This is a genomic window from Streptomyces sp. NPDC012794, from assembly GCF_042901085.1.
In the GTDB taxonomy this organism is placed as follows: domain Bacteria; phylum Actinomycetota; class Actinomycetes; order Streptomycetales; family Streptomycetaceae; genus Streptomyces.
Genome location: NZ_JBIBCI010000004.1, coordinates 97,794 through 118,608, shown reverse-complemented (window position 1 = coordinate 118,608; position 20,815 = coordinate 97,794). Strand labels below are relative to the sequence as shown.

Below are 20,815 nucleotides of genomic sequence, written 5' to 3'. Positions count from 1 at the left end.
AGTAGTCCGTTACCCGGTGGTTTCGGTTCCGAGACCGCTGGGCATCACACCAGGGCGCCGGGCAACGATGCCCGTCTCGCGCGCCGGGACCTTCTTCCCCGTGCCGTACCCAGCGGAAGCCTCCGCGGACGCCCCTGCAGAGCCGCAGCAGTCCTCGTAGAAGCCTCCGCGTCCCCCTTGAAGGTCCCTTCTTTCTGCCTCGCGCAGGGTCCGCAGTGTCCGCATGCTGGAATGTGATATCCGGTTCTCGGGATTGCCGTCATCATGTAACCTGCACGAAATTTCGCAGAGGGCCAACGTCGTCCCTCGGCCAGCACATTGCCACGACGACGACGGGAGAGCCGATGCGTTCCGCATCCACGCACTCCGCGACCGGCCCCAGCAACACCGCCTGGTCGCCCATGGACGGTCGCCCCGCCCAGCAGGGCATGTACGACCCCCGCAACGAGAAGGACGCCTGCGGCGTCGGATTCGTGGCGAACCTCACCGGCGAGGCCACCCACACTCTCGTTGAGCAGGCCCTGACCGTCCTGCGGAACCTCGAGCACCGCGGCGCCACCGGCTCCGAGCCGGACTCCGGCGACGGCGCGGGCATCCTGTCCCAGGTGCCGGACGCCTTCCTGCGCGAGGTCGCGGGCTTCGAGCTGCCCGAGGCCGGCGCGTACGCCGTCGGCATCGCCTTCCTCCCCGCCGACGGCACCGCACAGGCCGTCGCCGCGGAGCGGATCGAGGCCATCGCCGCCGAGGAGAACCTCACGGTCCTCGGCTGGCGCGAGGTCCCGGTCACCCCCGACCTGCTCGGCAACGGCGCGCGCGCCACCATGCCGGTCTTCCGCCAGCTCTTCGTCAGCAACGGAAGCAGCGGGATCGAGCTGGACCGCAAGGCGTTCGTGCTGCGCAAGCGCGCCGAGCGCGAGGCCGGCGTCTACTTCCCGTCGCTCTCCGCACGCACCATCGTCTACAAGGGCATGCTGACCACCGGCCAGCTCGAACCCTTCTTCCCGGACCTCTCAGACCGCCGTTTCGCGTCGGCGCTCGCGCTGGTCCACTCCCGGTTCTCGACGAACACCTTCCCGTCCTGGCCGCTCGCCCACCCGTACCGCTTCGTCGCGCACAACGGCGAGATCAACACGGTCAAGGGCAACCGGAACTGGATGAAGGCCCGCGAGTCCCAGCTGGCGACCAGCGCCTTCGGCGAGGGCGCCCTGGACCGCATCTTCCCGATCTGCACCCCGGACGCCTCCGACTCGGCCTCCTTCGACGAGGTCCTGGAGCTGCTCCACCTCGGCGGCCGGTCGCTGCCGCACAGCGTGCTGATGATGATCCCCGAGGCGTGGGAGAACCACGCCTCCATGGACCCGGCCCGCCGCGCGTTCTACCAGTACCACTCCACGATGATGGAGCCCTGGGACGGCCCGGCCTGCGTCACCTTCACCGACGGCACCCAGGTCGGCGCGGTCCTCGACCGCAACGGCCTGCGCCCCGGCCGCTACTGGGTCACCGACGACGGCCTCGTCGTCCTCGGCTCCGAGGTCGGCGTCCTCGACATCGACCCCGCCAAGGTCGTCCGCAAGGGCCGCCTGCAGCCCGGCAAGATGTTCCTCGTCGACACCGCCCAGAAGCGGATCGTCGAGGACGACGAGATCAAGGACGAGCTGGCCGCCGCCGCCCCCTACGCCGAATGGCTGGAGAGCGGCGAGATCGAGCTGACGGACCTGCCCGAGCGCGAGCACGTCGTCCACACCCACGCCTCGGTCACCCGCCGCCAGCAGACCTTCGGCTACACCGAGGAAGAGCTGCGCGTCATCCTCGCGCCCATGGCCCGCACCGGCGGCGAGGCCCTCGGCTCCATGGGTACGGACTCGCCCATCGCGGCCCTGTCCGAGCGCCCCCGCCTGCTCTTCGACTACTTCACCCAGCTCTTCGCGCAGGTCACCAACCCGCCGCTGGACGCCATCCGCGAGGAGCTCGTCACCTCGCTGCTGTCCTCGATCGGCCCGCAGTCCAACCTGCTGGAGCCGACCGCCGCGTCCTGCCGCAGCGTCACCCTGCCCTTCCCGGTGATCGACAACGACGAGCTGGCCAAGCTCATCCACATCAACGCCGACGGCGACATGCCCGGCATGAAGGCCGCGACCCTCTCCGGCCTCTACCGGGTCTCCGGCGGCGGCGAGGCCCTCGCGGCCAGGATCGAGGAGATCCGCGCCGAGGCCGACGCGGCCATCGCGGCAGGCGCCCGCCTGATCGTCCTCTCGGACCGTCACTCGGACGCCGAGCACGCGCCGATCCCGTCGCTGCTGCTCACCTCCGCCGTGCACCACCACCTCATCGCCACCAAGCAGCGCACCCAGGTGGGCCTGCTCGTCGAGGCCGGCGACGTCCGCGAGGTCCACCACGTCGCCCTGCTCATCGGCTACGGCGCCGCGGCCGTCAACCCGTACCTGGCCATGGAGTCCGTCGAGGACCTGCTGCGCGCCGGCACCTTCCTGTCCGGCCTGGAGCCGGAGCAGGCCATCAAGAACCTGATCTACGCCCTCGGCAAGGGCGTCCTGAAGGTCATGTCGAAGATGGGCATCTCCACCGTCGCCTCCTACCGAGGCGCCCAGGTCTTCGAGGCCGTCGGCCTGAACGAGGAGTTCGTCGGCACGTACTTCAGCGGCACCGCCACCAAGATCGGCGGCGCCGGCCTGGACGTCATCGCCACGGAGGTGGCCGCCCGCCACGCCAAGGCGTACCCCGCCACCGGCATCGCCGCCACGCACCGCGCGCTGGAGATCGGCGGCGAGTACCAGTGGCGCCGCGAGGGCGAGCCGCACCTGTTCGACCCGGAGACGGTCTTCCGCCTCCAGCACGCGACCCGCAACCGCCGGTACGACATCTTCCGCACGTACACGGACCGCGTGAACGAGCAGTCCGAGCGCCTGATGACGCTCCGCGGCCTGTTCGCCATCAAGAGCGACCGCCCCTCGATCTCCATCGACGAGGTCGAGCCGGTCTCCGAGATCGTCAAGCGCTTCTCCACCGGCGCCATGTCGTACGGCTCCATCTCCAAGGAGGCGCACGAGACCCTCGCCATCGCCATGAACCAGCTGGGCGCCAAGTCCAACACCGGTGAGGGCGGCGAGGACCCGGACCGCCTGTACGACCCGGCGCGCCGCTCCTCGATCAAGCAGGTCGCCTCCGGCCGCTTCGGCGTCACGAGCGAGTACCTGGTCAACGCGGACGACATCCAGATCAAGATGGCGCAGGGCGCCAAGCCCGGCGAGGGCGGCCAGCTGCCCGGCCACAAGGTCTACCCGTGGGTCGCCAAGACCCGGCACTCCACCCCGGGCGTCGGCCTGATCTCCCCGCCGCCGCACCACGACATCTACTCCATCGAGGACCTGGCCCAGCTGATCCACGACCTCAAGAACGCCAACCCGGCGGCCCGCATCCACGTGAAGCTGGTCTCCGAAGTCGGCGTCGGTACGGTCGCGGCCGGTGTCTCCAAGGCCCACGCGGACGTCGTCCTCATCTCCGGCCACGACGGCGGAACGGGCGCCTCCCCGCTCACCTCGCTCAAGCACGCGGGCGGCCCCTGGGAGCTCGGCCTCGCCGAGACCCAGCAGACCCTGCTGCTCAACGGGCTGCGCGACCGCATCGTGGTCCAGACGGACGGCCAGCTCAAGACCGGCCGCGACGTGGTCATCGCCGCGCTCCTCGGCGCCGAGGAGTTCGGTTTCGCGACCGCCCCGCTCGTCGTCTCCGGCTGCGTCATGATGCGCGTCTGCCACCTGGACACCTGCCCCGTCGGCATCGCCACCCAGAACCCGGTCCTGCGCGACCGCTTCTCCGGCAAGCCCGAATTCGTCGTCAACTTCTTCGAGTTCATCGCGGAGGAGGTGCGCGAGATCCTCGCCGAGCTGGGCTTCCGCACGATCGAGGAGGCCGTCGGCCACGCCGAGCTCCTCGACACCAGCAAGGCCGTCACGCACTGGAAGGCGCAGGGCCTCGACCTCGAGCCCCTCTTCCACGTGCCCGAGCTGCCCGAGGGCGCGGTCCGCCACGCCCTGATCGAGCAGGACCACGGCCTGGAGAAGGCCCTCGACAACGAGCTCATCGAGCTCGCGGCCGACGCGCTGAACGCCGAGTCCGCCGAGACGGCCCAGCCGGTCCGGGCCCGGGTCGCGATCCGCAACATCAACCGGACCGTCGGCACCATGCTCGGCCACCACGTCACCAAGAAGTTCGGCGGCGCGGGCCTGCCCGACAACACGATCGACCTGACCTTCACCGGTTCGGCCGGCCAGTCATTCGGCGCGTTCCTGCCGCGCGGCGTGACCCTGCGCCTGGAGGGCGACGCCAACGACTACGTCGGCAAGGGCCTCTCCGGCGGCCGCGTCGTCGTCCGCCCGGACCGCGCCGCCGACCACCTCGCCGAGTACTCCACCATCGCCGGCAACACCATCGGCTACGGAGCCACCGGCGGCGAGATGTTCCTGCGCGGCCGCACCGGCGAACGCTTCTGCGTCCGCAACTCCGGCGCCCTGGTCGTCTCGGAGGGCGTGGGCGACCACGGCTGCGAGTACATGACCGGCGGAACGGCCGTCGTCCTCGGCGAGACCGGCCGCAACTTCGCCGCCGGCATGTCGGGCGGTGTCGCGTACGTCATCGACCTCGACCCCCGCCAGGTCAACGTCGGCAACAAGGAGGCCGTCGAGGCCCCCTCCGAGGCCGACAAGCTGTGGCTGCACGATGTGGTGCGCCGCCACGAGGAGGAGACCGGCTCGACGGTGGCCGCGAAGCTCCTGGCTGACTGGGACGCCGCCGCGGCCCGCTTCAGCAAGATCATCCCGACCACGTACAAGGCAGTGCTCGCCGCCAAGGACGCCGCTGAGCTGGCCGGACTCTCCGAGTCCGAGACCACCGAGAAGATGATGGAGGCGGCGACCAATGGCTGACCCGAAGGGCTTCCTCACCACCCCGCGCGAGACCGCCTGCACCCGTCCCGTGGCCGAACGCCTCAAGGACTGGAACGAGGTCTACGTCCCGGGCTCGCTGCTCCCGATCATCAGCAAGCAGGCCGGCCGCTGCATGGACTGCGGCATCCCGTTCTGCCACAACGGCTGCCCCCTCGGGAACCTGATCCCGGAGTGGAACGACTACGCGTACCGCGAGGACTGGACGGCGGCGTCGGAGCGCCTCCACGCCACGAACAACTTCCCGGAGTTCACCGGCCGCCTCTGCCCCGCCCCGTGCGAGTCGGCGTGCGTCCTCGGCATCAACCAGCCGGCCGTCACGATCAAGAACGTCGAAGTCTCGATCATCGACCGGGCCTGGGACAACGGCGACGTCACCCCGCAGGCGCCCGAGCGCCTGTCCGGCAAGACCGTGGCCGTCATCGGCTCCGGCCCGGCCGGTCTGGCCGCCGCCCAGCAGCTGACGCGAGCCGGCCACACCGTGGTGGTGTACGAGCGCGCCGACCGCATCGGCGGCCTGCTGCGCTACGGCATCCCCGAGTTCAAGATGGAGAAGGTGCACATCAACCGCCGCATCGAGCAGATGCGCGCGGAGGGCACCAAGTTCCGCACCGGCATCGAGGTCGGCCGCGACATCACGGCCACCGACCTGCGCAAGCGCTTCGACGCGGTCGTCGTCGCCGCCGGCGCCACGGTCTCCCGCGACCTGCCGGTCCCGGGCCGCGACCTCAAGGGCATCCATTTCGCGATGGAGTACCTCCCCCTCGCGAACAAGGTCCAGGAGGGCGACTTCCTGGCCCCGCCGATCACCGCCGAGGGCAAGCACGTCGTCGTCATCGGCGGCGGCGACACCGGCGCGGACTGCGTCGGCACCGCCCACCGCCAGGGCGCCCTCTCGGTCACCCAGCTGGAGATCATGCCGCGTCCGTCGGAGGACCGCCCCGCGTCCATGCCGTGGCCGACCTTCCCGATGCTGTACAAGGTCACCTCGGCCCACGAGGAGGGCGGCGAGCGGATCTACTCCGTCTCCACCACCCACTTCGAGGGCGACGAGGACGGCAACGTCCAGGCCCTGCACCTGGTCGAGGTCGAGTTCGTCGACGGCAAGCTGGTGCAGAAGCCGGGCACCGAGCGGGTCCTCCCGGCCCAGCTGGTCACCCTGGCGATGGGCTTCACCGGCACGGACCAGGCCAACGGTCTGGTCGAGCAGTTCGGCGTGGAGCTGGACGAGCGGGGCAACATCGCCCGCGACGCCTCGTACGCCACCAACGCCGACGGCGTCTTCGTCGCCGGCGACGCGGGCCGCGGCCAGTCGCTCATCGTGTGGGCCATCGCGGAAGGCCGCTCGGCCGCCCGCGGCGTGGACCGCTACCTGACGGGCACCAGCACCCTCCCGTACCCGGTCAAGCCGACGGACCGCTCCCTGATGGTGTAAGCCCCAGGCAGTACCCCTCCCTCGGGAGGACCCCTCATACGGTCCGTACAAGGGCGTACGGAACTCCGACACCGCGCCCGCCATGTCCCCGACCAGGGATGGCGGGCGCGGTGGCGTTCTGCAGTTATGTCAATGCGTTCCGCTGATGCGGCGACCTGGTGCGGACTACGCTTTTCGCGGCGCAAGAACACTGCGGAAGCGGGGAGTCGGCTCATGGCCAAGCCGAAGGACGAGGGTGGCGCGCAGACACCGGAGGAGTTCGCCCGTGTACTTCCACCGCCTGTCCAGGGCGTTCAAGTCCAAGCACGTGGAGTACTTCGCGGTCGCGGCCGAGCTGGAAGGCCTGGCGACGGCAATCTACGAATACGCCCCCACGCTGGTCCCTGGGCTGCTCCAGACGGAGGACTACGCTCGCGCCGTGATCCGGGCCGCCAGCCCTACCGCGCTCGCCGAACGCGTCGACGCGCTGGTCGCGGCACGCATTGAACGGGCACGGCTCCTCGGCGATCCGGGAACTCCTGAGATGTGGGTCGTCCTGCACGAGTCGGTGCTGCCGACGGCGGTAGGGGGCCCTGCGGTGATGGCCGCTCAGTTGCGGCACATCGCGTCCTATGTCCGGTCCCACCGCATCACCGTGCAAGTGGTGCCGTACGCGGCGGGCGCTCATGGCGTCCTGGACGCGTCCGTGAGAATCATGCGGTTCGACGACGCTCCCGATGTCGCTTACACCGAGGGACCCCACGCAGGGCAGCTGCTCGACTATCCGGCTCTGGTCCGGCGTTACTGGAAGTCATACGATCTTGCAAGGGCCGCCGCTCTGTCGCCGGAGGTGTCCCTGACCTTGATCGAGTCGGTGGCGGAGGAGCACGCAACATGCGCGCAGACATGAACGGCCTGTCCTGGCGGACGTCGTCGTACAGCAACGGTGAGGGCGGCAATTGCGTCGAGGTGTCCGACGGCCTCCCCGGCACCGTCCCCGTCCGCGACAGCAAGCAGGCGGGCACCGGCCCGGTGCTCGCGTTCCCGGCTGAGGCCTGGTCCTCCTTCATCCAGGACGTGAAGACCCGAGGCTGATCTCGTACCGCAGCCGCTGCCGTACGGTTTCAGCCGGCGGGCTCCTCGCGCGGCGGTTCGTCGTCGTTGCCGCGGCGGAGGGTGCGTGTTCCGTGGGCCGGGGTCCATGAGCGGATCACCAGGTCCTCGCCGTCGACGGCGATGTGGACCACCTCGGTCAGGTCGGCGTGGAAGAGGTGGAAGGGGTGTGCCGGGGCGTCGGTCTCCTCCGCGTACCGGTGCAGTTCCGGCGGCTCCACGACCTCCACCGCGCGCCCCGAGACGCGTACGTCGCCGTCGGGCATGGTGTCGCCCTCGCCCGGGTTGGTGTGCAGGGCGAAGCGCGGGTCGCGCTGGAGGTCCCGGGCCTTCATCGAGCCCGCCATCATTCCGAGCCACAGTTCCCCGCCCCGGAACTCGACGTTGAGTCCGCTCACCCGGGGCGAGCCGTCCTTGCGCAGGGTGGCCAGGACGTGGTGCGGGTACCGGGCGAAGCGGGCCCGCACGGCCGCAGCGAATTCCGGTTCCGCCTTCTCGAACGCTGCCCAGTTGTTCGTCGTCATCTCGGTCTCCTCGCACGATGTCGCAGGCCGGGCCCACCGCTGCCCTGGCGTCCGGGGGCGTGGGGACATCTTCGGTGAAGCGGGCGCTCGGATGCCGCTTCTGTCCGGCGGACGCGCGGACGTGCGGACGCGCGGACGTGCGGTGGTCGGTCCGGCGCCCCTACGGGTGCTTGCCCGCGCCCTCGGAGGCGGTGCGTGCCGCCTCCAGGGCGTCCATGTCCTCCAGCATCGCGACCGCGAGGTCCCGCTCGGAGGTGTAGTACCGCTCGGCCCACCTGAGGGCCAGTGCCGGGTACGCCCAGGCCGCCTCGCCCTGGGCGTCCTCCGCGTCGGCCTCCGCGCGGCGGCGCATGCCCTCCGCGAACTCCTGGTGCCCGCGCAGCACTTCGCGGATCTGCTCCGGCTCCAGCAGATGGCCCAGCCACAGCCGCAGCATCGGCCCGTGCTTGAGGACCGGCGGGTCGACCGGTGCCTCGCGCGCCCATGTGCGTACGGCGGCCATGCCCTCGCCGGTGATCCGGTACACGCGCTTGTCCCGGGTGCCGGATTCCTGGGAGACCATCCGCGAGGAGGCGTAGCCGGCCTTCTCCAGGCGCTTCAGCTCGCTGTAGATCTGGCTGAAGGAGGGGCTCCAGTAGAAGAAGCGCAGCGACCAGTCCGACCACTTCTTCAGGTCGTAGCCGGAGAGTTCCTCGCCGAAGGAGAGCAGTCCGAGGACCGCCCAGCTGGTCGCGGGGAGGGCGTGCGGGGGTGCCCCCGCCGACGCCTCGTCTGCCGTCTCGGCCGTCTCGTCTGCCACGCAACGCAGTCTACGACCGGTCGCGCGAGAGCCCTTCCCCCTGTCGGATGTGACTGCTAGAAGTATTTCTGTTCGTCATGTGGCGTGTTGTGTGCGTGCCGTGCTTTCCCCGATCCCGCTGGAGGGGCCTTCCGTGACGTTTCAGGAGAAGCCCGCGTGCCGGGCGTGCCCCGGCGTCGGCGGCGGGGTCTGAGGTGGCCTCGCTCGACGGCAAGGTCGTCGTCATCACCGGAGCCGGACGCGGCCAGGGCGCCGCCGGGGCCCGGCTGTGCGCGGGGGCCGGGGCGCGGGTCGTCGTCACCGACGTGCGCGAGGAGGAGGGCAGGGCGGTCGCCGCCGAACTGGGCGCCGGCCAGGGCCTGTACGTACGGCACGACGTGGCCGACGCCGACAGCTGGGCCGGGGTGGTGCGGGAGGCGGTGGCCGCCTTCGGGGCGGTCTCGGCGCTGGTCAACAACGCCGCCCTGTGGCGCACCGCGCACGTCGAGGAGCAGAGCCCGGAGGGCTTCAAGGAACTGCTGAGGGTCAACCTGCTGGGCCCGTTCCTCGGCATCCGGGCGCTGGCCCCGGTCCTGCGCGCCGGCGGGGGCGGCTCCGTCGTCAACGTCTCCTCCACCGCCGGGCTGGTCGGCGTCCCCGGCCACGCGGCGTACGCGTCCACGAAGTCCGGGCTGCGGGGCCTGACCCGGTCGGCGGCGCTGGACCTGGCCGGGGACGGGATCCGGGTCAACTCGGTGCACCCGGGGGCCGTCGACACCCCGATGGTGGCCGCCGCGGTCGCCGGGCGGGACTGGTCGCACGTACCGCTGGGGCGGATGGGCAGGCCGGGGGAGGTCGCGGAGCTGGTGCTGTTCCTGTGCTCGGACGCGTCCTCGTACGTGACGGGCGCGGAGTTCACGGTCGACGGGGGGATGACGGCGCGATGACGCGGGACGAGCTGTCCGGGGCCGCGCGGCGGCTGTGCGACGCGATGGCCGCCCGGTTCCCCGGGCCCGGGGACGCCGCCGCGCTGCGGGCCGCGGTGGCCGCGGGGGAGGCGGTGCGCCCGGCGGGGCCGGAGGTGGCCTCGGTGTACGACACCACCGCGGGCGGGGTGCCGGTGCGGGTCTACGACCCCGCGCCCGGGGCGGCGGGGCGGCCGCTGGTCGTGTACTTCCACGGCGGCGGGTGGGTGATGTGCGGCCCCGACACCCACGACGCCCTGTGCCGGGCCCTGGCCGCCGCCTCCGGGGCGGTGGTCGTCTCCACCGGGTACCGGCTGGCCCCGGAGCACCCCTGGCCGGCGGCGGCCGACGACGCGCTCACCGCGCTGCTGTGGGCGCGGGCCGAGGCGCTCCGGCTCGGCTGCGATCCGCGCCGGGTCGTGGTGGCGGGCGACTCCAGCGGGGGCAACCTGGCGGCGGTCACCGCGCTGCGGGCGCCGGAGCTGGTCGCCGGGCAGCTGCTGGTGTACCCGCCGCTGGACGCCGCGATGGACTCCGCGTCGGTGGCGGCGTACGGGCGCGGCTACTTCCACACCGCCGCGCACATGGCCTGGTACTGGGAGCAGTACGGCGGCGACCCCGCCCACCCGCACGTCTCGCCCCTGCGGGCGGCCCGGGTCGCGGGGCTCCCGCGCACGCTGCTCGTCCTCGCGGACTGCGACCCGCTGCGGGACGAGGGGCTGGCGTACGCGCGCCGCCTGGGCCGGGCGGGCGTGGACTGCGAGGTCCGCCTCTACCCGGGGGTCTTCCACGGCTTCCTGGGCCTGCCGCTGCCGGTCGCGGAGACGGCGGTGGCGGGAGCGGCGGCCTGGCTGGCGGGCACCGGCTGAGGGAGGGGGCGGGGCGGCCGGATTCGAACCGGCGTCTTCCCCTTCGCAAGGGGGCGCAACGACCTCTGTACCACGGCCCCGCCCTTGCGGCCGATCGTACGGCGTGGGCGTCACGGCACCGGCGTCGCGACCGGGGGCCGGGAAGGTCCGGGACGGACGAGGGGCGGGGCGGCCGGATTCGAACCGGCGTCCTCCTCCATGCTGTGTAGGCGCACTGCCTCTGTGCTACGACCCCGCTTGTGCGCGATCTTAGCCGCCGCCGGACGGGACCGCGCCGGGATATTCCCGACATGATGTGTCCATGCCTGGTTTCCTGCTGCGTGCCTGCCTGCTCCTCGCCGTGGAGGCCGGAGCCGCCGCGCTGCTGCGCGATCCCGGGACGCCGTGGATCCCCGTACTGCTGGCGGTGTTCGTGGCCGGCTCGGCCGTACCGCACGGCACCGAGGCGGAGTTCGCGGGCCGCTTCCTCGTCGCGCTCACCGCGGTGGGCGCCGCCCGGCTGGGGGCCGCCGCCTGGGAGGGGCACGGCCTGCCGGCCACGATGGGCCTCGGGGCGCTGCTGCTGCTCCAGACGGTGGTGCTGCTACGGCTGTCGCTGCGCGGGCGCCGCCGTCGTACCGGGCGCCGGCGCGCCCCGGCGGGCGGCAGCGGCCGCCGGTGACGCCGGGACGATTTGGCGCACCCGGCCGGACCGGGTATTTTTTCCTGTCGGAAGGCGCCGCTAGCTCAGTTGGTTAGAGCAGCTGACTCTTAATCAGCGGGTCCGGGGTTCGAGTCCCTGGCGGCGCACCCTCACCTTCGGGCGGTTCCCGGTTCACCGGGCACCGCCCGAAGTGCTTTCCGGCCCGGCCCTGACCTGACCCGCCGGACACCCCCCTACGCCAGCACCTCCGCCCGGCACCGCGACGGGCCGCCCCATGCGTCACGCAGCGGGCGGGCCTTGAGCAGCCACAGCGACAGGTCCAGTTCCCGGGTGTAGCCGACCGCCCCGTGCACCTGGAGGGCGGTGAGCGCGGCCGCGTACGCCGCATCCCCGGCGGTCAGCTTCGCCGCCGCCACGTCCCGGCGCGACAGGGACAGCGCGGCCGCCCACAGCAGCGGCCGGGCGAACTCCAGCCCCAGCAGGGTGTCCGCCAGCCGGTGCTTGACCGCCTGGAAGCCGCCGATCGGCATCCCGAACTGCGTGCGCCCCTTCGCGTACTCCACCGTCCGCGCCAGCAGCGCCTCACCGACGCCCAGGCACTGGGCCGCCGTCAGCAGACGCGCCCAGCGCAGAGCCGCCCCGGCCGCGGCCGTCACCGCCGGGCCCGCCGCCAGCAGCTCCCCGGCGGCGGCCGGCCGGTACAGCCGCCGCGCCGGGTCGGTCGAGGCCAGCGGCTCCCCCAGCCCGCCGGCCAGCCACAGCTCGCCCGCCGCCGTCACCGTGAACCGGTGCGTCACCGCGTCCGCGTCCAGGGCGTACGGGGATCCGCCCGGCAGCGTCAGCGTCGCCGAGGAGCCGCCCGAGGCCAGCCCCGGCAGGAACCGCTCCGCCGGCTTCCCGTCGTCCAGCCCGGCGAGGAGCACCGCGGCCGCGGCCGTCTCCACCACCGGCCCCGGAACGCCCGCCCGCCCCAGCTCCACGAAGCCGAGGGCCAGCTCCACCGGCAGCGGGCCCGCCCCGTCGTACGCCTCCGGCGCGGCCAGCGCGAACAGGCCCGTCCCGGCCAGCCGGGCCCACAGCGCCCGCCCGGGCCCGTGCTCCCCGGCCGCCCAGGCCCGGGCCGTCGCCGGAACCCCGGCCGCGGCCAGCAGGGAGCGCAGGGTGCGGGCGTACTCGGACTGTTCCGCGGTCGGCAGGAAGCGCATCAGCGGCGGCCCTTCGGGAGGCCGAGCAGCCGCTCGGCGATGATGTCGCGCTGGATCTCGTTCGTGCCCGCGTAGATCGGCCCGGCCAGCGAGAAGAGCCACGGCTCCGCCCACTCGCCGTCCGCGAGCTCCGCGTCCGCGCCCAGCAGGTCCAGGGCCGTCTCGTGCAGGGCGATGTCGTACTGCGACCAGAACACCTTGTTCAGGCTGGACTCGGCTCCGATCCGCTCGCCCGCCGCGAAGCGGGAGGCGCCCGCCCAGGTGAACAGCGCGTAGGCGCGGGCCCCGACCACCGCGTCCGCGACCCGGTCCCGCAGCGCCGTGTCGGCGGGGTCGCCCCGGTCGCGCCACAGCCCGGCCAGCCGGTCGGCGGCGGCCAGGAACCGGCCGGGGGAGCGCAGGGTCAGCCCCCGCTCGTTGCCGGTGGTGGACATCGCGATCCGCCAGCCCTGCCCGGGCTCGCCGATCACGTCCTCGTCGGGGACGAAGACCCCGTCCAGGAAGAGCTCCGCGAAGGCCGGCTTGCCGTCGAGGCGGCCGATGGGCCGTACCGTCACCCCCGGGTCCCGCAGGCCGAACATCAGGTACGTCAGCCCCTGGTGCGGCTTCGGCGCCCCGGGGTCCGTGCGGAAGACGCCGAAGGCCCGGTCGGCGAAGGCGGCCCGCGAGGACCAGGTCTTCTGCCCGGACAGCAGCCAGCCGCCCTCCGTCCGTACCGCCTCCGAGCGCAGCGAGGCCAGGTCGGAGCCGGCCTCGGGCTCCGACCAGGCCTGCGCCCAGACCACCTCGCCGCTCGCCATGGGGGGCAGTACGCGCGCCCGCTGCGCGGCCGTGGCGTGCTCGAAGAGGGTGGGGGCCAGCAGGTTGATGCCGTTCTGGGAGACCCGGCCGGGTGCGCCCGCCGCCCAGTACTCCTCCTCGAAGACCAGCCACCGCTCGAGGTCCACGCCCCGGCCCCCGTACTCCTCGGGCCACGACACCACCGACCAGCGGTCCGCGTGCAGCAGCGCCTCCCATTCCCGGTGGGCCGCGAAGCCCTCGGCGGTCTCCAGGGAGGGCAGGGGGCGGGCCGGGACGTGGGCGCGGAGCCAGTCGCGGGCCTCGGCCCGGAAGGCCTCCACCCCGGGGGAGTGGTCGAGGTTCATGAGGCGGCACATCCTTCCCTAACAAGTGTTTGGTAGGTTAACGTACGGCCATGAGCAGAGTCGAGGAGTCGCGCACCGGAGCCCGCGGCCGGCTCCGCACCCCCCGCACCACCGCCGGGCGGACCCCCGGCCTCCCCGAGGAGGCGCGGGCATGACCGCGCGGCCCGCCTACGTCCCGGCCCACGGGCTGCTCAAGGACCGCACCGCCGTCATCACCGCCGCCGCCGGAGCCGGCATCGGCGGCGCCACCGCCCGCCGCTTCCTGGAGGAGGGCGCCACCGTCCTGATCAGCGACGCCCACGCCCGCCGCCTGAAGGAGACCGAGGAAGCCCTCACCACTGCCTTCGGGCCCGGCCGGGTCGCCTCCCTGCCCTGCGACGTCACCGACGGCCGCCAGGTCGAGGCCCTCTTCGCGCACGCCGAACAGCTCCACGGCGGCCTCGACGTCGTCGTCAACAACGCCGGGCTCGGCGGCACCGCCGAACTCGTGGACATGACCGACGACCAGTGGGGCCGGGTCCTCGACGTCACCCTCAACGGCACCTTCCGCTGCACCCGCGCCGCCCTGCGCTCCCTGAAGGCCTCCCGACGCGGCGGAGTCGTCGTCAACAACGCCTCCGTCATCGGCTGGCGCGCCCAGACCGGCCAGGCGCACTACGCCGCCGCCAAGGCCGGAGTGATGGCCCTGACCCGCTGCGCGGCCTTGGAGGCCGCCGGATTCGGCGTACGCGTCAACGCGGTCGCCCCCAGCCTGGCCATGCACCCGCACCTGGCGAAGGTCACCAGCGAGGAGCTGCTGCGCGAGCTGACGGCCCGCGAGGCCTTCGGCCGGTACGCCGAGCCGTGGGAGATCGCCAACGTCATCGTCTTCCTGGCCAGCGGCTACTCCTCGTACATGACGGGCGAGACGGTGTCGGTCAGCAGCCAGCACGCCTAGGCCGACAATGGGGCCGTGCCAACGAACCAGCCGAACGCCCAGCCCGACGCCCAGCCGGGCGCCAAGAAGAAGACGCAGGTGACCGCCTCACCGGAGCGCCGACGGGAACTCCTCGCCACCGCCGCCGAGGTCTTCGCCGCCCAGGGCTACAACGCCACCACCGTCCGCAAGATCGCCGACGCCGCCGGGATGCTCGCCGGCAGCCTCTACTACCACTTCGATTCCAAGGAATCGATGCTCGACGAGATCCTCTCGGCCTTCCTGACCGAGCTGTGGGCGGGGTACGACACCGTCCTCGCCGCCGGCCTCGGCCCCAGGGAGACCATCGAGGCCCTCGTCACCGAGTCCTTCCGGGAGATCGACCGGCACCGCGCCGCCGTCGCGATCTACCAGAAGGAGGCCCGCACCCTCTCCGCGCAGCCCCGCTTCCACTACCTCTCCGACTCGCAGGTCAAGTTCGAGAAGGCGTGGCTCGGGACGCTGGAGCGGGGGGTCGACGCCCAGGTCTTCCGTGCCGACCTCGACATCCGCCTCACCTACCGCTTCGTCCGCGACACGGTGTGGGTCGCGGCGTCCTGGTACCGGCCGGGCGGCCGGCACAGCCCCGAGGAGATCGCCCGCCAGTACCTGTCGATGGTGCTGGACGGGATCGCCGTACGCCCCTGACCCGGAGGAGCCCGCCATGCCCGAGGCCTACATAGTCGACGCCGTACGCACCCCCGTGGGGCGGCGCGGCGGCGGCCTGTCCGCCGTGCACCCCGCCGACCTGGGCGCGCACGTCCTGAAGGCGCTGGTCGAGCGGTCCGGGATCGACCCGGCCGCCGTGGAGGACGTCGTCTTCGGCTGCCTGGACACCGTCGGGCCGCAGGCCGGTGACGTCGCCCGCACGGCATGGCTGGCGGCGGGCCTCCCGGAGGAGGTGCCCGGGGTGACGGTGGACCGGCAGTGCGGGTCCTCGCAGCAGGCCGTGCACTTCGCCGCGCAGGGCGTCCTGTCCGGGACCCAGGACCTGGTCGTCGCGGGCGGCACCCAGAACATGTCGATGATCCCCATCGCCTTCGCCTCCCGCCAGGCCGCCGAGCCGCTGGGCCTCACCGAGGGCCCCTACGCGGGATCGCGCGGCTGGCGCGCCCGGTACGGGGACGCGCCGGTCAACCAGTTCCACGGGGCGCAGCTCATCGCCGAGAAGTGGGGGATCACGCGGGGGGACATGGAGGAGTTCGCCCTGCGCTCCCACCGGCGGGCGGTCCGCGCCATCGACGAGGGCCGCTTCCGGCGGGAGACCGTCGCCTACGGGGAGGTCCGGGTGGACGAGGGCCCGCGCCGGGACACCACCCTGGAGAAGATGGCCGCCCTGAAGCCGGTCGTCGAGGGCGGCACCATCACCGCGGCCGTCTCCTCCCAGGTCTCGGACGGCGCCGCCGCCCTGCTGATCGCCTCCGAACGGGCGGTCGCCGAACACGGCCTCACGCCCCGCGCCCGCGTCCACCACCTGTCGGTCCGCGGCGAGGACCCCGTCCGCATGCTGTCGGCCCCGATCCCGGCGACCGCGTACGCCCTGAAGAAGAGCGGCCTCACCCTGGACGAGATCGACCTGGTCGAGATCAACGAGGCCTTCGCGCCGGTGGTGCTGGCCTGGCTGAAGGAGACGGGCGCCGACCCGGACCGGGTCAACGTCAACGGAGGCGCCATCGCCCTGGGTCATCCACTCGGGGCGACGGGCGCGAAGCTGATGACGACGCTGCTGCACGAGCTGGAACGCACGGGCGGCCGCTACGGGCTCCAGACCATGTGCGAGGGCGGCGGGCAGGCGAACGTGACGATCATCGAGCGGCTCTGACCCCGGCTCCGACCCCGCTCTGACCCGGCCCCGATCCGGCTCTGACCAGGCCTCGATCCGGTCGTGATCCGGCTCGGGGCGGGCCCCGCCGCGGCCGCGCCGCGGTTCGAGTGGCGCAGGTCGCAGCGGCGCGGGCCCGAGGTGTGCTAGCTTTGGAGCCGTTGCAGTTGTGGTACCCATGAACATTATGTGCGCCTGACGGGATTGCTCCGCAGGCGCTTTTATTGTTTTTCCCGGAATCTCCCGGATGGGGCCCTTGCCGCCTATTCAGGAGATCCAAATGGCTAACGGTACCGTGAAGTGGTTCAACTCGGAAAAGGGCTTCGGCTTCATCGAGCAGGACGGTGGCGGCCCGGACGTCTTCGCCCACTACTCGAACATCGCCACCCAGGGCTTCCGTGAGCTGACCGAGGGTCAGCGCGTGACGTTCGACGTCACCCAGGGCCAGAAGGGCCCCCAGGCGGAGAACATCCTCCCCGCCTAAGTTCTTCAGCATGCCGGGGTCCGCACCGCACGGTGCGGGCCCCGGCTTGTCTGCTGTCTCCACCGTTTGTTCGACCTGCCGGTTTCAGGAGGGCTTTTCCGCATGACCAGCTCCAGCTCCGCACGACCCAGCCGCCGCCCCACTCGGGGCCGAGGTGCGGCCCAGGGACGTCCGAAGGCTGGCGCGGGACGGCAGAAGTCCGCACCCGTCGCCCGGCCCCAGGAATTCACCATGCCCGAACCGCAGGCCCCGGCCCTCCCGCCGGTCGCCGCGTTCGAGGACATGGACATGCCCGAGGCGCTGCTGAAGACCCTCGCCGCCCAGGGCGTGACCGAGCCGTTCCCGATCCAGGCCGCCACCCTGCCGAATTCGCTCGCCGGCCGCGACCTGCTCGGCCGCGGCCGCACCGGCTCCGGCAAGACGCTCGCCTTCGGCCTGGCCCTGCTCGCCCGCACCGCCGGCCGCCGCGCGGAGCCCAAGGCGCCGCTCGCGATGGTCCTCGTACCGACCCGCGAGCTGGCCCAGCAGGTCACCGACGCCCTGAGCCCCTACGCCACGGCCGTCAACCTGCGCATCGCGACCGTCGTCGGCGGCATGTCGATCAACCGGCAGTCCGGCGCCCTGCGCCGCGGCGCCGAGGTGCTCGTCGCCACCCCCGGCCGCCTCAAGGACCTCATCGACCGCGGCGACGCCGACCTCTCGCAGGTCTCCGTCACGGTCCTCGACGAGGCCGACCAGATGACCGACATGGGCTTCATGCCGCAGGTCACCGCCCTGCTCAAGCAGGTCGAGCCCGGCGGCCAGACCATGCTGTTCTCGGCGACCCTCGACAAGAACATCGACAAGCTCGTCAAGATGTTCCTGACCGACCCGGTTGGCCACTCCGTCGACCCGTCGGCCGGCGCGGTCACCACCATGGAGCACCACGTCCTGTACGTCATGGACGAGACCGACAAGAAGGCCGTGGTGACCCGCATAGCGGCCCGCGACGGCCGGGTGATCATGTTCGTGGACACCAAGCGCGGGGTCGACCGCATGGTCAAGCGACTGCTCGCCGACGGCGTCCGCGCCTCCGGCCTGCACGGCGGACGCTCCCAGCCGCAGCGCAACCGGACCCTGGACTGGTTCAAGACCGGCGAGGTCACCGCGCTGATCGCCACCAACGTCGCCGCGCGCGGCATCCACATCGACGACCTCGACCTCGTCGTCAACGTGGACCCGCCGACCGACCACAAGGACTACCTGCACCGCGGTGGCCGCACCGCCCGCGCCGGCGAGTCCGGCAGCGTCGTCACCCTGGTCCTGCCCGAGCAGAAGCGGGACATGACCCGCCTGATGTCGGACGCAGGGATCAGCCCGCGCACCGCGCAGGTCAAGTCCTCCGACGCGGAACTGGCCCGCCTCACCGGCGCCCGCGAGCCCTCCGGCATCCCCGTCGTACTGGAGGTGCCGCAGCCCCCGCAGCCCAAGCGCACCGGCTCGGGCTCCGGATCCGGTTCCTCGCGCCGCCGCTCCGGCGGTCCCCGCGGCGGCTCCGCCACCGGCTCCGCCCCCGCGGCCGGCGGTCGCGGCCGGCGCTCCGGCGGCGCCGCCTCCGGGCAGGCCACCGCTGCCGGCTCGGGCCAGGCCCGCCGCGGCCAGGGCGGCGGCCAGGGCACCGGCGGTGCCCCCGCCCAGGGACGCCGCTCCGGCGGCTCGGCCTCCGGCGGCGCAGCCGCGGCCTCCGCGCGCAGCCGCGTCGGCACCGGCGGCCAGGGCCGCCGCCGGGCGGTCTGACCCCCGGCACGACGGCAAGGACGCCGGGCGGCACGCAGCACGTGCCGCCCGGCGTCGGCACGTCCGGCCCCGGACGGCTGCCTGAGGGATGCCGGGCGGCTACCGGACCAGCTTGTCCTGGAGCTTCACCAGCGTCCGCAAGTCCAGGCCCAGCCCCTGCGTCAGGTAGCCGTAGAAGCTCCCGTAGTCGGCCTCCAGCTGTCCCGTCGCCGCGTCCAGGTAGTCCTGGCGGACCTCCTGGAGCGGGATCAGCAGGTCCGGGTTCTGCATCCGCCCCGACTGCTTGAGCACCGCGCGCAGCTGGGCGTCGTACGCCGCCCGGAAGGTGTTCGAGGCCAGGTAGTCGCGCTCGGCTGTCTCCTGCGGCACGGCCAGCGCGCGCAGCAGGACGTAACTCAGCCAGCCCGTCCGGTCCTTGCCTGAGGTGCAGTGGTACAGCAACGGGCCCTGGCTCCCGTCCGCGATCTCCCGCAGCGTCGTCGCCAGCTGCGTCCGGTTCTCGGGACTGGTCACGAAGGTGCGGTAGATGTCCCGCATGTACGCCTCGGCGCGCCCGCCGCCGAGCATCTGCTCCTGCTTGACGGGGTCACCCGCGGTGATCGCACCGACCAGGGTGCCGTACAGCCCCAGGTCGCTGATCGGACGGGAGGTGACGGAGAGCCCGGACGGCAGCCGGTCGGCGCCGTCGTACTGGAGCTCCAGCGGGATGCGGAAGTCGACGACCTTCGTGAGGCCGAGACCCGCGACGGCGGTGACGTCGGCCGCCGTCAGCCTGCTCAGCGCGTCGGAGCGGTACACCAGCCCCTGGCGGACCTGACCGCCGGTGTAGGTGCGGTAGCCGCCGACGTCCCGGACGTTGACGGCGCCCTGGAGGGGGATCTGACGGATCGTTTCCGCCAGCGGGTCCCGGTGCTGCGCCGGACGGTGGTGCTGGTGCCTGGCGGAGGCGGCGCTGTCCGCCGGCGCCGCGTACGCGGAGGCGGGCAGGGCCCCGATGGCGAGGGCGGCGACGGCCGCCGCGGTGGCCAGGCGGGTTCGGGCACGGCTCATCGTGCGACTCCTGTAACGGAGAAGGGGGATCACCCTGGTGGTGGCAGGGTGCGGAGCGAGTGCAGTGCTTCGAGTACCTGCTGTGCTTCGGCCATGACGCCGGAGACGAGTTCCGCACAGGACGGCAGATCCTCGATCACCCCCGCGACCTGGCCCGATGCCATGACACCGAGGTCCGTACGGCCCTCGACCATGGACGCCTTCAGGAGCATCGGAGTGTTCGCCGCCAGCAGGACCTGGCTCCAGGACAGGTCCTTGCCGTGCTTCATCGCCAGGCCGTCGCGCACCAGTCGCGTCCAGCTCAGGCCCGACAGCCTCCGGAAACCCGCCGCGTGCCGGACCGCCCTGGCCAGCGCCCCGGCACGGCCGGACCGCTCCAGGGACGCCACCAGCTCGGTGCGCAGCATCCGGTGCGGCAGCCCGTCCACGGCCGTGGTGACGGTGACGTCCTTGACCGTGGCCTTCAGGTACTCGGCCTTCACGGCGTCCGGGACCGTGGAATCGGAGGTCAGCAGGAAACGCGTACCCATCGCGATGCCCGCCGCCCCGTAGGCCAGGGCCGCCACCAGCCCACGGCCGTCACGGAAGCCGCCCGCCGCCACCACCGGGATGTCCACCGCGTCGACCACCTGCGGCAGCAGCACCGTCGTGGCCACGTCCCCGGTGTGCCCGCCACCCTCCCCGCCCTGCACGATCACCGCGTCCGCACCCCAGGCCGCGACCTTCTCGGCGTGCCGGCGCGCCCCGACCGAGGGGATCACCACCACTCCGGCGTCCTTCAGCCGGGCGATCAGCTCCCGGGAAGGGGCGAGCGCGAACGAGGCCACCCGCACCCCCTCGTCGATGACCAGCCGCACCCGCTCGGCCGCGTCCCCGGCGTCCGCCCGCAGGTTCACCCCGAACGGCGCGTCCGTACGCGACCGGACCTCCCGCACGGCCGCCCGCAGCCGCGGGACCGTCATCGTCGCCGAGGCCAGGATGCCGAGTGCCCCCGCGTTCGCCGCCGCCGACACCAGCCGCGGCCCGGCCACCCAGCCCATGCCCGTCTGCACGATCGGGTACCGGACCCCGACCAGCCGGGTCAACGCCGTCTCCACCGTCCCCGTCACCGCCC

Annotated in this window: 18 protein-coding genes and 3 tRNA genes; 13 read left to right on the top strand and 8 right to left on the bottom strand. The window is 72.7% G+C overall.

Features of this window, described 5'->3' with window-relative positions; all coding sequences use genetic code 11:
* Positions 1 to 401 precede the first annotated feature (401 nt).
* From gltB to ACFY7H_RS09140, 4 genes are all read left to right on the top strand, one after another.
* Positions 402 to 4,940, top strand: a complete 4,539-nt coding sequence (gene gltB / locus ACFY7H_RS09155; RefSeq protein ID WP_388936186.1) for a glutamate synthase large subunit — start codon at positions 402 to 404, stop codon at positions 4,938 to 4,940.
* Positions 4,933 to 6,393: a glutamate synthase subunit beta gene (locus ACFY7H_RS09150; RefSeq protein WP_388935302.1), complete on the top strand. Its 1,461-nt coding sequence runs from the start codon at positions 4,933 to 4,935 to the stop codon at positions 6,391 to 6,393. The genes gltB and ACFY7H_RS09150 overlap by 8 nt, the downstream gene beginning before the upstream one ends.
* A gap of 265 nt (positions 6,394 to 6,658) precedes the next feature.
* The gene (locus tag ACFY7H_RS09145; RefSeq protein ID WP_388935299.1) at positions 6,659 to 7,282 is read left to right on the top strand and encodes a DUF5753 domain-containing protein; all 624 of its coding nucleotides are present in this window, start codon (positions 6,659 to 6,661) and stop codon (positions 7,280 to 7,282) included.
* Positions 7,267 to 7,467 (top strand): DUF397 domain-containing protein, encoded by a 201-nt coding sequence (locus ACFY7H_RS09140; RefSeq protein ID WP_388935296.1) that lies wholly within the window; start codon positions 7,267 to 7,269, stop codon positions 7,465 to 7,467. Before ACFY7H_RS09145 ends, ACFY7H_RS09140 begins: the two co-directional genes overlap by 16 nt.
* A gap of 29 nt (positions 7,468 to 7,496) precedes the next feature.
* Here the strand turns inward: ACFY7H_RS09140 and ACFY7H_RS09135 are convergent, their stop codons facing one another.
* Entirely contained in the window at positions 7,497 to 8,009 is a 513-nt protein-coding gene (locus ACFY7H_RS09135; RefSeq protein WP_388935294.1) for a pyridoxamine 5'-phosphate oxidase family protein, read from the bottom strand.
* Between the two features lie 160 nt (positions 8,010 to 8,169).
* On the bottom strand, positions 8,170 to 8,808 hold the full coding sequence (locus ACFY7H_RS09130) for a helix-turn-helix transcriptional regulator (protein WP_388935292.1): 639 nt from the start codon (positions 8,806 to 8,808) through the stop codon (positions 8,170 to 8,172).
* A gap of 194 nt (positions 8,809 to 9,002) precedes the next feature.
* On the opposite strand from ACFY7H_RS09130, the gene ACFY7H_RS09125 reads away from it, so the two are divergent.
* Positions 9,003 to 9,734, top strand: a complete 732-nt coding sequence (locus ACFY7H_RS09125) for an SDR family NAD(P)-dependent oxidoreductase (RefSeq protein ID WP_388935289.1) — start codon at positions 9,003 to 9,005, stop codon at positions 9,732 to 9,734.
* The gene (locus tag ACFY7H_RS09120; protein ID WP_388935285.1) at positions 9,731 to 10,621 is read left to right on the top strand and encodes an alpha/beta hydrolase; all 891 of its coding nucleotides are present in this window, start codon (positions 9,731 to 9,733) and stop codon (positions 10,619 to 10,621) included. Before ACFY7H_RS09125 ends, ACFY7H_RS09120 begins: the two co-directional genes overlap by 4 nt.
* Before the next feature lie 7 nt (positions 10,622 to 10,628).
* Here ACFY7H_RS09120 and ACFY7H_RS09115 read toward each other — a convergent pair.
* Together ACFY7H_RS09115 and ACFY7H_RS09110 are read right to left on the bottom strand one after the other, a co-directional pair.
* Positions 10,629 to 10,703 (bottom strand) — tRNA-Arg (locus ACFY7H_RS09115).
* 80 nt (positions 10,704 to 10,783) lie between these two features.
* A tRNA-Ala gene (locus tag ACFY7H_RS09110) sits at positions 10,784 to 10,858 on the bottom strand.
* Positions 10,859 to 10,922: 64 nt separating this feature from the next.
* Between ACFY7H_RS09110 and ACFY7H_RS09105 the strand changes: the two genes are divergently transcribed.
* Positions 10,923 to 11,282 (top strand): hypothetical protein, encoded by a 360-nt coding sequence (locus ACFY7H_RS09105; RefSeq protein ID WP_388935283.1) that lies wholly within the window; start codon positions 10,923 to 10,925, stop codon positions 11,280 to 11,282.
* Positions 11,283 to 11,336: 54 nt separating this feature from the next.
* A tRNA-Lys gene (locus ACFY7H_RS09100) sits at positions 11,337 to 11,410 on the top strand.
* A gap of 87 nt (positions 11,411 to 11,497) precedes the next feature.
* Here ACFY7H_RS09100 and ACFY7H_RS09095 read toward each other — a convergent pair.
* Positions 11,498 to 12,469 (bottom strand): acyl-CoA dehydrogenase family protein, encoded by a 972-nt coding sequence (locus ACFY7H_RS09095; protein ID WP_388935281.1) that lies wholly within the window; start codon positions 12,467 to 12,469, stop codon positions 11,498 to 11,500.
* Positions 12,469 to 13,614 carry an acyl-CoA dehydrogenase family protein gene (locus tag ACFY7H_RS09090; RefSeq protein WP_388935278.1) on the bottom strand — a complete coding sequence of 382 codons (1,146 nt, stop codon included), beginning with the start codon at positions 13,612 to 13,614 and terminating at the stop codon, positions 12,469 to 12,471. The genes ACFY7H_RS09095 and ACFY7H_RS09090 overlap by 1 nt, the downstream gene beginning before the upstream one ends.
* A gap of 151 nt (positions 13,615 to 13,765) precedes the next feature.
* On the opposite strand from ACFY7H_RS09090, the gene ACFY7H_RS09085 reads away from it, so the two are divergent.
* From ACFY7H_RS09085 to ACFY7H_RS09065, 5 genes are all read left to right on the top strand, one after another.
* Positions 13,766 to 14,551 carry an SDR family oxidoreductase gene (locus ACFY7H_RS09085; RefSeq protein WP_388935275.1) on the top strand — a complete coding sequence of 262 codons (786 nt, stop codon included), beginning with the start codon at positions 13,766 to 13,768 and terminating at the stop codon, positions 14,549 to 14,551.
* Positions 14,552 to 14,566: 15 nt separating this feature from the next.
* Positions 14,567 to 15,217, top strand: coding sequence for a TetR/AcrR family transcriptional regulator (locus ACFY7H_RS09080; RefSeq protein WP_388935272.1), 651 nt, complete (start codon positions 14,567 to 14,569; stop codon positions 15,215 to 15,217).
* A gap of 16 nt (positions 15,218 to 15,233) precedes the next feature.
* Positions 15,234 to 16,391, top strand: coding sequence for an acetyl-CoA C-acetyltransferase (locus tag ACFY7H_RS09075; RefSeq protein ID WP_388935270.1), 1,158 nt, complete (start codon positions 15,234 to 15,236; stop codon positions 16,389 to 16,391).
* 280 nt (positions 16,392 to 16,671) lie between these two features.
* Positions 16,672 to 16,875 (top strand): cold-shock protein, encoded by a 204-nt coding sequence (locus ACFY7H_RS09070; RefSeq protein ID WP_007263537.1) that lies wholly within the window; start codon positions 16,672 to 16,674, stop codon positions 16,873 to 16,875.
* 102 nt (positions 16,876 to 16,977) lie between these two features.
* On the top strand, positions 16,978 to 18,651 hold the full coding sequence (locus tag ACFY7H_RS09065) for a DEAD/DEAH box helicase (RefSeq protein WP_388935267.1): 1,674 nt from the start codon (positions 16,978 to 16,980) through the stop codon (positions 18,649 to 18,651).
* Positions 18,652 to 18,750: 99 nt separating this feature from the next.
* Here ACFY7H_RS09065 and ACFY7H_RS09060 read toward each other — a convergent pair whose 3' ends face one another.
* The gene (locus ACFY7H_RS09060; protein WP_388935265.1) at positions 18,751 to 19,701 is read right to left on the bottom strand and encodes a tyrosine-protein phosphatase; all 951 of its coding nucleotides are present in this window, start codon (positions 19,699 to 19,701) and stop codon (positions 18,751 to 18,753) included.
* A gap of 29 nt (positions 19,702 to 19,730) precedes the next feature.
* Complete coding sequence (locus ACFY7H_RS09055) at positions 19,731 to 20,798, bottom strand: NAD(P)H-dependent flavin oxidoreductase (RefSeq protein WP_388936183.1); 1,068 nt, start codon at positions 20,796 to 20,798, stop codon at positions 19,731 to 19,733.
* Positions 20,799 to 20,815: the final 17 nt, after the last annotated feature.